At 43.3% G+C, this 254-nt stretch carries 1 pseudogene; it reads left to right on the forward strand.

Annotated features, from left to right (window positions below):
* Positions 1–206: pseudogene (locus R2R70_RS21685) on the forward strand (short chain dehydrogenase); the annotation flags it as partial.
* Positions 207–254 lie beyond the last annotated feature (48 nt).

Genomic DNA, 254 nt, shown 5'->3' on the forward strand with positions numbered 1-254 from the left:
CGATTTACCCAGGTTATATTCGCACTGAAATCAACGAAGGCTCTAAGCCATTACCATTTGAAGTCGATACAGATACTGGTACTAAAGCCATTGTCGCAGCTATTGAAGCGGGTGTGGATGAAGCCTGTGTGCCGAGCCTACCTTGGTCCATGGTCAGTCATGCCATGAAGCACTTGCCATTACAGGTAATGAATAAACTAAGCTAAGCAAATTGGTTTTCCTAAGGTAGAAAAGAAGAAGCCCACTATTATTGT

This window comes from Cobetia sp. SIMBA_158 (assembly GCF_046566945.1).
In the GTDB taxonomy this organism is placed as follows: Bacteria; Pseudomonadota; Gammaproteobacteria; order Pseudomonadales; family Halomonadaceae; genus Cobetia; species Cobetia amphilecti.